Here is a 12,062-nt window from a genome sequence, read left to right as displayed (position 1 = left end):
CACATTCAAGCAGGCGGCGTGACGCCGCTCACGCCCCGGGTTGTACGGCGACCGCCGGCGGGTCGATCACACCGTCGATCACCTGGCGTGCCCACGCGAGCAGGTCCTCGTCACGGATGTGGCCACCGGGCACGGTCGGCCGCGGCACGAGCACGGTCTTGCTGGTCGTCTTCACCAGCGACTTCGGGTAGACCCGTTGCAGCTTCAGGGTGCGTGACTCGGGCAGCTCGACGGGTGCGAAGCGCACGTTCTTGCCGGCCAGGGTCACCTCGCTGATGCCGGCCTGCCGGGCCCGCGCGCGGAACCGGGCTACCTCGAGCAGCGAGGCCACCGACTTCGGCGGGTTGCCGTAGCGGTCGAGCATCTCCTCGCGGAGCAGCTCGACGTCGGCGTCGGAGCGCACCTCGGCCAGCCGCTTGTACATCTCCAGGCGCAACCGCTCGGAGGGGATGTAGTCGTGGGGCAGGTGGGCGTCGATCGGCAGCTCGATGCGCACCTCGGCCAGCTCGGGCTCCTTGTCACCGCGGAACTCGGTGACCGCCTCGCCGACGAGTCGCACGTAGAGGTCGAACCCGACGTCGGCGATGTGTCCGGACTGTTCGCCGCCGAGCAGGTTGCCGGCGCCGCGGATCTCGAGGTCCTTCATCGCGATCGCCATGCCGCCGCCGAGGTCGGAGTGCTGGGCCAGCGTGGCCAGCCGCTCGTGGGCGGTCTCGGTCAGCGGCTTCTCGCTCGGGTAGAGGAAATAGGCATAGGCGCGCTCACGGGAACGCCCGACGCGGCCACGCAGCTGGTGCAGCTGCGAGAGTCCGAGGGTGTCGGACCGCTCGATGATCATCGTGTTCGCGTTGGACACGTCGAGGCCCGACTCGACGAGCGTCGTACAGACCAGCACGTCGAAGCGCTTCTCCCAGAAGTCGAGCATCACCTGCTCGAGCTGGCGCTCGTTCATCTGGCCGTGCGCCGTGGCGACACGGGCCTCGGGCACGAGCTCCTTGATCTTCTGCGCGGCCTTCTCGATCGACTGCACCCGGTTGTGGATGTAGAAGACCTGGCCCTCGCGCAACAGCTCACGGCGGATCGCGGCGGTCACCTGGCGGTCCTCGTAGCCGCCGACGTAGGTCAGCACGGGGTGCCGCTCCTCCGGCGGGGTGGCGATCGTCGACATCTCGCGGATGCCGGTGATCGTCATCTCGAGCGTGCGCGGGATCGGGGTGGCGGACATGGAGAGCACGTCGACGCTGGTGCGCAGCGTCTTCATCTTCTCCTTGTGCTCGACGCCGAAGCGCTGCTCCTCGTCGACGACGATCAGGCCGAGGTCCTTGAACCTGACCTCGGCGTTGAAGAGCCGGTGGGTGCCGATGACGATGTCGACGGTGCCGTCGGCCAGGCCCTCCATGACCTCCTTGGCCTCCTTGTCGCTCTGGAACCGCGACAGGGCGCGCAGGTTGACCGGGAAGCCGCTCATCCGCTCGGTGAACGTCGAGAAGTGCTGGGTCACCAGCAGCGTGGTCGGCACGAGGACGGCGACCTGCTTGCCGTCCTGCACCGCCTTGAACGCGGCACGGACGGCGATCTCGGTCTTGCCGTAGCCGACGTCGCCGCAGACCAGGCGGTCCATCGGCACCTGCTGCATCATGTCGCTCTTGACCTCGTCGACCGTGCTCAGCTGGTCGGCGGTCTCCTGGAACGGGAAGGCGTCCTCGAGCTCACGCTGCCACGGGGTGTCGGGTCCGAACGCGTGGCCCTTGGTGGCCTGGCGTGCGGCGTACAGCTTGATCAGCTCGGAGGCGATCTCGCGCACCGCCTTGCGGGCCTTGCCCTTGCGCTTGGCCCAGTCGGCACCGCCGAGCCGGTCGAGGCTGGGCGCCTCGCCGCCGACGTAGCGGGTGACCTGGTCGAGGGTGTCGGCCGGCACGTAGAGCCGGTCAGGGGCCGCGCCACGCTTGGCCGCGCCGTACTCGAGCACGAGGTACTCACGGGTCGCGCCCTGCACCTCGCGCTGCTTCATCTCGACGTAGCGGCCGACGCCGTGCTGCTCGTGCACCACGTAGTCGCCGGGCTTCAGCTCGAGCGGGTCGATCTGCTTCTTGCGTCGCGCGGGCAGCTTGCGCATGTCGCGGGTGCTGGACTTCTGCCCGGAGATGTCCTCACCGGTGAGGACGGCGAAGTGCTCGCCGACCATGCCCGCGATCAGCTGTGCCTGCAGCACGTTGACCACGCCGTCGACGTCTTTCGGTGGTCGAGTAGGGCGCTCTGCGCCCGTATCGAGGTCTTTCGGTGGTCGAGTAGGGCGCTCTGCGCCCGTATCGAGACCGGGCGACTCGACCAGCCGGGCGGCGACCTCGTTCTCGCCCAGCACCTCGACGGTGCGCTCGGCCGGGCCGTGGCCCTCGCGGACCACGAAGACCTGCCTGCCGGCATCGAGCCAGCCCTTGATGTCCTGCACGGCCTGGGCGACGTCGCCGCGGTAGGCCTCGGCCGGGTTCAGCGCGATCACCCGGGTGGCGGGTGCGTCGGGGTCGAGCGGTGAGCCCGGGCCGTCCAGGCCATCCTCGTCAAGTCCGAACGGGCTCACCGACCACCACGACAGGCCACTGGCGATCGCGTGCTCGCGCACGTCGCCGAGCTCCTTGTAGGACGCGGCGCCGAGGTCGATCGGCGCCACACCGCCACTGGCCGCGGCGGCCCACGAGGCGCCGAGGAACTCCTCGCTCGTGGCGACCAGGTCGTGGGCCCGCGAGCGCACCCGCTCGGGGTCGAGCACCAGCACGTTGGTGGCGGCCGGCATCAGGTCGACCAGCAGCTCCATCTCGTCGACCAGCACCGGAGTCAGCGACTCCATGCCCTCGACCGCGATGCCGTGGGCGATCTTGTCGGTCAGCTCGAGGAGCTGCGGGTGGGCGGCACCGAGCTCGGCGGCGCGTCGGCGTACGTCGTCGGTCATCAGCAGCTCGCGACACGGCGGTGCCCAGAGCCGCTCGACGGTGTCGAGGGTGCGCTGGTCGGCGACCGCGAAGCTGCGGATCTCCTCGACGTCGTCGCCCCAGAACTCCACGCGCAGGGGGTGCTCCTCGGTCGGCGGGAAGACGTCGACGATGCCACCGCGGACGGCGTACTCGCCGCGCCTCTCGACCAGGTCGACACGGGAGTACGCCGCGTCGCTGAGCCGGCGGGCCACGTCGTCGAGGTCGACGGTGTCGCCCTTGACCAGCTCGACGGGCGCCAGGTCGCCGAGGCCCTTGACCTGGGGCTGCAGCACGCTGCGCACCGGTGCCACGATGACCTTGAGCTCGCCCTCCTCCGGGTGCACGATGCGACGCAGCACCGCGAGGCGTCGGCCGACCGTGTCACTGCGCGGGCTGAGCCGCTCGTGCGGCAGCGTCTCCCAGCTCGGGAAGTAGGCGACCAGGCTCGGCTCGATCAGGTCGGAGAGCGTGTCGACGAGGTCCTCGGCCTCACGCTGGGTGGCGGTCACCACCAGCACGGTGCGGCCCTCGCGGACCAGCCCGGCCACGACGAACGGGCGTACGCCGGCCGGCCCGGTCAGGTCGAGCGCGTTGACGGTGCCGACGTCGGCCAGCGCCCCGGCCAGGGTCTTGTCGGCCAGCACGACATCGGCGAGCCCTTGCAGGCGCATTGCGTTCCTCCACACGACGACAGCCCCCGGTCAGGAATGACAGGGGGTGAACGTGGCCATCCTACGGGGCCCAGGCGACAGGTTTCTGTGGGCGGAGCTCGAGGACCAGTAGGGCGCAGCACAGCACACCCGCCCACAGCTCGGACCAAGGAACGAACGTGACCGCGACCAGGCCGGCGATCACCAGGACCAGCGGCCCCCACGTGCGCACCGACGAGTCGTGCAGCCGCAGGTGGACCGCCCACAGGGCCATCAGGAACACCGCCGCCGGTCCGGTGACGAACGCCGAGCTGACCACGTCGCTGATCTCGGAGTGGTGGGAGTAGTAGTCGATCCGCGCCGCGAGACCGGCTCCGAGGGCGGCACCCGAGGCGAAGATGAAGTAGTGGCCGAAGCCCCACGCGAAGGGGTTCACGTCGTTGTCGCCGGAGAGCACGTCGCCGGTGTCGCGCGAGAAGTAGAGCCACCAGGTGCTGAAGACCACCAGGAGTCCCCCGACGACCACCAGGCCGGCCCGCCAGCCGATCGTCTCGTCGTCGATGGCGACCTGGATCGCCACCGTCGTCGACAGCACCGTCTCGCCGAGCACGATGATGAACATCAGCGAGTAGCGCTCGGCGATGTGGTGCGGGTGCCAGGGCGTCGGCCCGGACTGCTCGGCCCAGAACGGCACGGCCAGGTCGGCCAGGGCGAGCACCAGGAAGGCCGGCACGAGCAGGTCGTGCGGAACCCACAGGAACGCCACCCAGCCGAGCTGTACGGCGACCAGGCCCAGCACGTAGCGGCGGCAGGTGGCCCGACCTCTCGTGTGGCCCTTCGCGGCACGCAGCCACATCGAGACGAGGCCGATCCGCATGATCACGTAGCCGACGACGATGAGGGTGAAGTCCTCCTCGAAGAGCCGGGGCACACCGGCGGCGACCACCAGCGATCCCGAGATCTGCAGCAGCGTCAGCACCCGGTTGAGCGGGTCGTCACTGTCGAAGGCGGAGTTGAACCAGGCGAAGTTCAGCCACGCCCACCAGATCGCGAAGAAGGCGATGCCGAAGAACAGCACCCCGTGGGCCACGTGGTCCTCGCTGATCGCGTGGTGCAGCTGCAGCGCCGCCTGCGCGATCGCGACGACGTAACAGAGATCGGTGAAGAGCTCGAGCGGCGTCGCCGCCCGATGCTCTTCCTGGGGATCACGGGGGCGCAGGGCGAGTCGCGGCGAGACCATGGCGCAGAGTTTTCCACGTTCCCGGCCGGAATCGGGCGCGCCCGCGTGGTGATGCGGACGCGCCCGCCCGATCAGGCCGCGACGACCTGCTCGGCCTCGGGCACCAGGGCCCGCTCGAGGATCTCGGTGACCCGACCGACCGGGGTCACGGTCAGCGCCGCCAGGATCTCGGCCGGTACGTCGTCGAGGTCGGCGCGGTTGCGCTCCGGGATGAACACCTCGGTGACCCCCGCCCGTTGCGCCGCGAGCAGCTTCTGCTTCACCCCGCCGATCGGCAGCACCCGACCCGAGAGCGTGACCTCGCCGGTCATCGCGATGTCGGAGCGCACCGCCCGACCCCTGAGCAGCGACACCAGTGCGGTCACCATCGTGACCCCCGCGGACGGTCCGTCCTTCGGTGTCGCCCCCGCCGGGAAGTGCACGTGCAGGGACTGCTCGAAGGCGCTCGCCGGGATGCCGAGCTCCGCCGCGTGCGAGCGCACCCAGGAAAGGGCGATGTGGGCCGACTCCTTCATCACGTCGCCGAGCTGCCCGGTGACCGTGAGCCCGGCCTCCCCGTCTGCGGCCGACGTCTCGACGTAGAGGACGTCGCCGCCCATGCCGGTGACGGCCAGCCCGGTCGCGACCCCGGGCACCGACGTGCGCTCCTCGAGGTCCGGCGTGAACCGGGGCCGCCCCAGAAGGGCGGTCAGCTGCTCCACACCGATGTCGAGGCGCTCGACCTCGCCCGACGCGATCCGGGCGGTGGCCTTGCGGAACGCCTTGGCCAGCAGCCGCTCGACCTGCCGTACGCCGGCCTCGCGGGTGTAGTTGGCCGCGATCTCGCGCAGCGCCTCGTCGTCGATGGTGACCTCGTCGACGCCCAGCCCGGCCCGCTCGAGCTGCCGCGGGACGAGGAAGTCGCGGGCGATGGCGACCTTGTCCTCCTCGGTGTAGCCGTCGATCGAGACCAGCTCCATCCGGTCCAGCAGCGCGGCCGGGATCTGGCCGACCTCGTTGGCGGTCGCGATGAACAGCACGTCGGAGAGGTCCAGGTCCAGCTCGAGGTAGTGGTCGCGGAACGTGTGGTTCTGCGCGGGGTCCAGCACCTCCAGCAGTGCCGCAGCCGGGTCACCCCTGTAGTCGGAGCCCACCTTGTCGACCTCGTCGAGCAGCACGACCGGGTTCATCGAACCGGCCTCCTTCACGGCGCGCACGATGCGGCCGGGCAGGGCGCCGACGTACGTCCGCCGGTGGCCGCGGATCTCGGCCTCGTCGCGGACCCCGCCGAGTGCGACGCGGACGAACTTGCGGCCCAGGGTCCGTGCCACCGACTCGCCGAGCGACGTCTTGCCGACACCGGGAGGGCCGGCGAGCAGGATCACCGCACCGGAGCCCCGGCCTCCCACGACGTCGAGACCACGCTCGGCGCGACGTGCGCGCACCGCGAGGTACTCGGTGATCCGGTCCTTGACCTCGTCGAGCCCGTGGTGGTCCGCGTCGAGCACCGCCCGGGCAGCGGCGACGTCGGTGTCGTCCTCGGTCCGCACCGACCAGGGCAGGTCGAGCACGGTGTCCAGCCAGGTCCGGATCCAGCCCGCCTCCGGGTTCTGGTCGCTGGCGCGCTCGAGCTTGTCGACCTCGCGCAGCATTGCCTCCCGCACCGCCTCGGGCACGTCGGCCGCCTCGATCCGGGCCCGGTAGTCGTCGCCTCCGTCGGCGTCGCCCTCACCGAGCTCCTTGCGGATCGCGCTCAGCTGCTGGCGCAGCAGGAACTCGCGCTGCGACTTCTCCAGGGACTCGCGGACGTCGGACTCGATCTTGTCGCTGACCTCCGACTCCGCCACGAAGTCCCGCATCCAGCCGACCAGCAGTCGCAGCCGCTCGCCGACGAGCGGCGTCTCGAGGAGCTGCCACTTGCGGTCGTCGGAGAGGTACGGCGCGTAGCCGGCGGTGTCGGCGAGCACCGACGGGTCCTCGATGCGGGTCACCTGGTCGGCGACCTGCCACGCCTCGCGTCGTTGCAGCAGGCCTACCACGAGCTGGCGGTACTCCTCGGCGAGCGCGCGGACGTCGTCGTCCACGGCCTCGGCGTCGACCTGCTCGACCTCGACCCACAGGGCCGCGCCCGGGCCGGTCACCCCGCTGCCGATGCGGGCTCGGCCGCCGGCCTTGAGCACGGCCGCGGGCTCGCCGCCCGAGAACCGGCCGACCTTCTCGACACTGGCCACCACGCCGTACGACGCGTAGCGGTCCTCGAGCCGTGGTGCGACGAGGACCTGCGCGGGCCCACCGCTCTCGCGGGAGGCGATCTGTGCGGCGTCGATGGCGGCACGGGCGGGCTCGTCGAGCTCGACCCGCACCACCATCCCGGGGAGCACCACGACGTCGGAGAGGAACAGCACCGGAAGCTGAATGGGGTTCGTCATGCCGGTACAAGGCGTTCCCGGTCGGTGGTGTTCCGGCGTTCGCGGCCAGCGAACTCGGGAACACAGCGCGGCTTTCCGGGTCGGGAGTAGGTTCGGCCGGAGAGGAACAGATCGGCCGTCGACAGGAGGGTCCCGGATGATCGAGCTGACCAAGGGCGAGGAGCTCGCGCTCACCAGCGCGGACGGCACCCCGCTGGCCAAGGTGCTGATGGGCCTGGGTTGGGACAAGGAGAAGTCCGCCGGCTTCATCGGCTCCGGCGCCCCCGACGTCGACCTCGACGCCTCGGCAGTCGCCTTCGCCGGTGGGCAGTACGCCGACATGGTCTTCTACAACAACCTGCAGACCCGCGACGAGTCCGTCGTACATCTCGGCGACAACCAGAGCGGGCGCGGCGAAGGGGACGACGAGGTCATCACCGTCGACCTGGCCCGCGTGCACCCGAAGATCGACACGATCCTCTTCCAGGTCAGCAGCTACCAGGGCCACACGCTCGAGTGGGTGCGCAACGCCTACTGCCGTCTGGTCGACGAGCACGACACCGAACTGGCCCGCATCACCCTGACCAACGGGGTGAAGGAGACCGGTGCCGTGATGGCCCGCATCACGCGCGACGGCCCCCAGTGGAAGCTGAAGGCGATCGGTCAGGGCATCGCGGTCAAGGTCCCCTCTGAGTCCGTCGAGGCGCTGCGCCCCTTCGTCTGAGCGGCGTACGAGTCAGGCGGTCTTGCGGAACCACTCGCTCGCGTCCGGGCGGAACAGCACGACGATCACGGCGAGAGCGATCAGCGCAGCCAGCACGTTGAGGATCACGAACCAGCCGGGTGCGTCCTGGGCGAACGCGCTCAGGCCACCGATCACCGTCAGCACCGCCATCACGACGGCCACGATGCGCGCCCAGCCGGCGCCGGACTTGAACATGTAGGCGCTGAACGCGAGCAGTCCGCCGAAGATCACCAGCGAGATGATCGAGATGGCGACGTACGCCGGGGCGCCGTCCTCGGCCACCTCGCGGGGCAGGGATGAGTTCCGGGCCGCGAGGTAGTGATCGATGATGTCGTCCTTGAGGACGATCGTGAGCAGCGTGCGCAGCACCATGAAGCCGACCAGGCCGTAGATCAGCTTCTGACCCAGCGACACCGAGGGCGGCAGGGACGAGTTGGCCATCGTGCTCAAGGCAGGTTCCTTCCGAAGATCGCCCACCTGAGTGGTCGGCGCATCGGGGTGACCCTACTCAGGGACCGCCGATCGCGATCTGTTGGGCGAGGTACTGCTGGAGGCCGACCCGCTCGATCGCGTCGAGCTGGCCCTCGAACCAGTCGGCGTGCTTCTCCTCGTCACGCACCATGTCCTCGAAGACCGCGGCCGTGCCGTGGTCGCCCAGGTCGTGGCACTCCTGGGCACCGGCATTGAACTCTGCGACCGCCGCGCGTTCGCTGGCCAGCGCCAGGGTCAGCATCTCCTCGGCGGTCTCGCCGATCTGGATCGCGCTGAGCTTCTGCACGTTGGGGTGGCCGTCGAAGAGCAGGATGCGGTTGATCAGCTCGTCGGCGTCCTTCATCTCGTCGATGGAGAGGTCGTAGAAGACCTTGCCGAGGTTGGAGAGTCCCCAGTTGTCGAGCATGCGCGCATGCAGGAAGTAGGTGTTCGTGACGGAGAGCTCGAAGGTGAGCGCCGAGTTCAGCAACTCCACGACTCGAGGGCTAACTGGCTGCACCTTCCACCTCCACAGGTGACGTCGGGGCCAACGCCTCATGCTGGCACACCACACGCTTCACTGTGAAGATGCAGGATCCGCAGTCCTGACCGGCTCCGGTGGAGCGGCACACCTGCGACACGGTGCGTGCGCCCTCGTCGTAGGCACGCCGAACCGCTCCGTCATTGACGGCGGCGCAGTGGCAGACGATCATCGGTGGTCCTCGGTCGGGCGGGAGAGTTAGGCAAGGCTAACCTAGAGTCTCCGGTGCTGTCACCGCGGCCGCCCACTGGGCGAGACGCCTTCCTCAGCGCCCGCGCCCGCCTTGCGCGTCGAGCGAGGCCCGCTGCAGGGCGGCGAGCACGTGCTGGACGGCCAGGCGCTCGGCCCGGTCGGGTCGCATCACCGCGAAGATGTGTCGCGCGGTCGAGATGCCGCGCAGTGGCCGCAGGACCACACCACTCCCCTGTGGCGAGGTGAACCGCGGCAGGATGGCGACCTTCCGACTGCTGGCGACGACCGCCTCGATCAGCCGGTTGTCGCGCATCCTCTGGACCACGCGCAGCGGCCGGCCGGTCTTCTCCTCGACGGCGAGGCGGACCGTGTCGAACGGGAACCCGACCGGCACCCCGACCCACTCCTGATCGACCAGGTCGGCGGGGCGTACGTCGTCACGGGCGGCCAGTGGATGGTCCGACGCCATCGCCACGTCGAGTGGTTCGCGGACCAGCTCGACGGTGACCAGGTCCTCGGTGCCCTCCGGCGCGTGACGGGTCAGGCTGTGCGCGATGACGATGTCGTGCTCGACGACCAGGCCGGCGTACGCCCGCTCGGCGACGTCCTCGTCGGTGAAGACCAGCTCGATCGCACTGCCGTCGAGATCGGCAAAGACCCGCGGCAGGAGGTACGTCGCGGCGCTGGGCAGGCCGGCCACGGTGACGGTGCCGGACGGCTGGCCGCGGAACGCATCCCACCTGCCCCGAACGCGCTCGACCACCTGGGCGACGTCCTCACCTCCCTCCGCGAGCAGGCGACCGGCCGGCGTGAGCCGGAGACCCCGACCGGAGGGTTCGACGAGCACCGCACCGAGCTCGCGCTGGGCCGTGCGCAGCTGTTGGCTGACCGCCGACGGTGTGCGGTGCGTGGCCTTGGCCACGCCAGTGACGCTGCCCCTGACGGCGAGCTCGCGAAGCAGCTCGAGGTGTCGGACGTCCATGAAGGCAGCCTACAGAGACAGTGAAGAACTATTCGCTTGTCCTTCATCCTCGTTCGGGAAACGATGAGGCACATGCCATTGAACCACCGCCTTCTCGCCGTCTCCGTGGCGGTGATGTGGGGTCTCAACTTCGTCGCCATCCATGCGTCGCTGGAGCACTTCCCGCCGATGTTCCTGGTGGCGCTGCGATTCGCCCTGATCGCCGTCCCCACCTTGCTGCTGGTGCCGCGCCCTGACGTGGAGCTGCGCTGGCTGGTCGGCTACGGCATCGGGTTCGGGACCTTGCAGTTCCTGTTCCTCTACTGGGGCATGGCCGTCGGGATGCCCACCGGCCTGGCCTCACTGGTGCTGCAGGCCTCCGCCCCGTTCACCGTGCTGCTCGGCGCGACCGTCGCCCGCGACCGGGTCAGCGGACGCAGGCTGGCCGGGATCCTGGTCGCCGTCGCCGGACTGGCCGTCGTCGGCTGGCAACGCGCCGAGTCGGCCGCACTCCTCCCCTTCCTGCTGGTGCTGGCCGGAGCGTTCGGCTGGGCGATCGGCAACATCTGCAACGCCCGAGCTCGCGCCTCCAACCCGCTGCACTTCACGCTGTGGATGTCGGTGGTGCCGCCGGTCCCGATGCTCGCCCTGGCGCTCGTCGTCGAGGGCCCCGACCGGATCGCCGACTCGTTGACCGGGCTGGGTGACCCCACGGCCGGACCGGCCCTGCTCGGCCTGGCCTACACCGTGCTGATCGGGACGATCGCCGGCTCGGGCGTGTGGTCGTGGCTGATGGCCCGCCACCCGGCCGGCGTCGTCGCGCCGTTCTCGATGCTGGTGCCGGTCGTGGGCATGAGTGCCGCCTGGGTGATGCTCGGTGAGTCCGTCAGTCCCGGCGAGCTGGCCGGCGCGGCCCTGGTGGTGGGCGGCGTCCTCCTGGGCAGTCGCCTTCCGCGCGCCCGGGTCGCGCCTCCCGAAGCCGTCACCCAGCCGGCCAGTGCGTGACGCGGCTCCATCTGGTCCGCCACCGGCACCCACCCGAGCGCACCGAGAGCTGCAGTTCGTACCACTCACGGTCGAGTACGCGTACGAACTGCAACTCTCGAGGCCATGCCAGCGGGAGGCTCCTCCCGGCACTGCGATCACCGCCGCCGGAACGGGTCAGCGGGCGAGGATGACCGAGGAGCCGTGGCCGAACAGGCCCTGGTTGGCGGTGATCCCGACCCGGGCGCCCTCGACCTGACGACCCTCGGCCTGCCCACGCAGCTGCCACGTCAGCTCACAGACCTGGGCCAACGCCTGCGCCGGGACCGCCTCACCGAAGCAGGCCAACCCACCCGAGGGATTCACCGGGATGCGGCCACCGATCGTGGTGTCCCCGGCGCGTAGGAGCTGCTCGGCCTCCCCGCGCTTGCACAGCCCCAGGTCCTCCATCCAGTCCAGCTCGAGCGCGGTCGAGAGGTCATAGACCTCCGCCACGTCCACCTCATCGGGACCGAGCCCGGCCTCGTCGTACGCGGCGTCGGCCAGCGACTCCTTGAACGTCCGCTCCGGCGCACCCGTCACCCGGGTGGACTCGGTCGAGAACAACGGCATGTCGATCACCGTCTGCGGGAACACCGGCGTCACCGTCGAGATCGCCTTGACCGTGACCGGGTCGGTGAGCCCGTGCTTGCGGGCGTACTCCACCGAGGTCAGTACGACGGCCGCACCGCCGTCGCTGGTCGCGCAGATGTCCAACAGGTGCAACGGATCCGCCACCACCGCAGAGTTCAACACGTCCTCAGCGCTGACCTCCTTGCGATACCTGGCGTTCGGGTTCGCCAACCCGTGCCGTGCGTTCTTGACCTTGACGGCCGCGAAGTCCTCCGCCGTGGCGCCGTACAGGTCCATCCGACGACGGGCG

General features: G+C 70.0%; 10 protein-coding genes. 2 read left to right on the top strand and 8 right to left on the bottom strand.

Annotated features, from left to right (window positions below; all coding sequences use genetic code 11):
- Nucleotides 1-28 precede the first annotated feature (28 nt).
- The 3 genes from mfd to lon all read right to left on the bottom strand — a co-directional run bounded on the left by mfd (nt 29) and on the right by lon (nt 7,267).
- Complete coding sequence (mfd, locus tag ASD66_RS20485; RefSeq protein ID WP_056892053.1) at nt 29-3,640, bottom strand: transcription-repair coupling factor; 3,612 nt, start codon at nt 3,638-3,640, stop codon at nt 29-31.
- A gap of 61 nt (nt 3,641-3,701) precedes the next feature.
- Nucleotides 3,702-4,859 (bottom strand): low temperature requirement protein A, encoded by a 1,158-nt coding sequence (locus tag ASD66_RS20480; RefSeq protein ID WP_056892052.1) that lies wholly within the window; start codon nt 4,857-4,859, stop codon nt 3,702-3,704.
- Nucleotides 4,860-4,930: 71 nt separating this feature from the next.
- Entirely contained in the window at nt 4,931-7,267 is a 2,337-nt protein-coding gene (gene lon, locus ASD66_RS20475; protein ID WP_056892051.1) for an endopeptidase La, read from the bottom strand.
- 136 nt (nt 7,268-7,403) lie between these two features.
- Here lon and ASD66_RS20470 point away from each other — a divergent pair, with 136 nt between their 5' ends.
- On the top strand, nt 7,404-7,970 hold the full coding sequence (locus tag ASD66_RS20470; protein ID WP_056685980.1) for a TerD family protein: 567 nt from the start codon (nt 7,404-7,406) through the stop codon (nt 7,968-7,970).
- 12 nt (nt 7,971-7,982) lie between these two features.
- Here the strand turns inward: ASD66_RS20470 and ASD66_RS20465 are convergent, their stop codons facing one another.
- The 4 genes from ASD66_RS20465 to ASD66_RS20455 form a co-directional block, all read right to left on the bottom strand.
- Entirely contained in the window at nt 7,983-8,441 is a 459-nt protein-coding gene (locus ASD66_RS20465) for a hypothetical protein (RefSeq protein WP_056892050.1), read from the bottom strand.
- A gap of 58 nt (nt 8,442-8,499) precedes the next feature.
- Nucleotides 8,500-8,958 (bottom strand): bacterioferritin, encoded by a 459-nt coding sequence (bfr, locus tag ASD66_RS20460; protein ID WP_235530183.1) that lies wholly within the window; start codon nt 8,956-8,958, stop codon nt 8,500-8,502.
- A gap of 10 nt (nt 8,959-8,968) precedes the next feature.
- Nucleotides 8,969-9,175 carry a bacterioferritin-associated ferredoxin gene (locus ASD66_RS24280; RefSeq protein ID WP_056685971.1) on the bottom strand — a complete coding sequence of 69 codons (207 nt, stop codon included), beginning with the start codon at nt 9,173-9,175 and terminating at the stop codon, nt 8,969-8,971.
- Nucleotides 9,176-9,268: 93 nt separating this feature from the next.
- Entirely contained in the window at nt 9,269-10,177 is a 909-nt protein-coding gene (locus ASD66_RS20455) for a LysR family transcriptional regulator (protein WP_056892048.1), read from the bottom strand.
- 72 nt (nt 10,178-10,249) lie between these two features.
- On the opposite strand from ASD66_RS20455, the gene ASD66_RS20450 reads away from it, so the two are divergent.
- Nucleotides 10,250-11,161: an EamA family transporter gene (locus ASD66_RS20450; protein ID WP_056685965.1), complete on the top strand. Its 912-nt coding sequence runs from the start codon at nt 10,250-10,252 to the stop codon at nt 11,159-11,161.
- A gap of 156 nt (nt 11,162-11,317) precedes the next feature.
- On the opposite strand, the gene ASD66_RS20445 is transcribed toward ASD66_RS20450, so the two are convergent.
- Nucleotides 11,318-12,062 (bottom strand): lipid-transfer protein (locus ASD66_RS20445; RefSeq protein WP_235530182.1); only part of this gene is annotated, 745 nt, incomplete at its 5' end.

It is taken from the genome of Nocardioides sp. Root151 (assembly GCF_001427925.1).
Classification (GTDB): domain Bacteria; phylum Actinomycetota; class Actinomycetes; order Propionibacteriales; family Nocardioidaceae; genus Nocardioides.
The sequence above is the reverse complement of the archived record's forward strand: the minus strand, read 5'-3'. Positions and strand labels throughout refer to the sequence as shown.

Coding starts and splice junctions, on each gene's coding strand:
- ASD66_RS20470 (WP_056685980.1), top strand. CDS start 7,404: ATGATCGAGCTGACCAAGGGCGAGGAGCTCGCGCTCACCAGCGCGGAC.
- ASD66_RS20450 (WP_056685965.1), top strand. CDS start 10,250: ATGCCATTGAACCACCGCCTTCTCGCCGTCTCCGTGGCGGTGATGTGG.
- mfd (WP_056892053.1), bottom strand. CDS start 3,640: ATGCGCCTGCAAGGGCTCGCCGATGTCGTGCTGGCCGACAAGACCCTG.
- lon (WP_056892051.1), bottom strand. CDS start 7,267: ATGACGAACCCCATTCAGCTTCCGGTGCTGTTCCTCTCCGACGTCGTG.
- ASD66_RS20480 (WP_056892052.1), bottom strand. CDS start 4,859: ATGGTCTCGCCGCGACTCGCCCTGCGCCCCCGTGATCCCCAGGAAGAG.
- ASD66_RS24280 (WP_056685971.1), bottom strand. CDS start 9,175: ATGATCGTCTGCCACTGCGCCGCCGTCAATGACGGAGCGGTTCGGCGT.
- ASD66_RS20455 (WP_056892048.1), bottom strand. CDS start 10,177: ATGGACGTCCGACACCTCGAGCTGCTTCGCGAGCTCGCCGTCAGGGGC.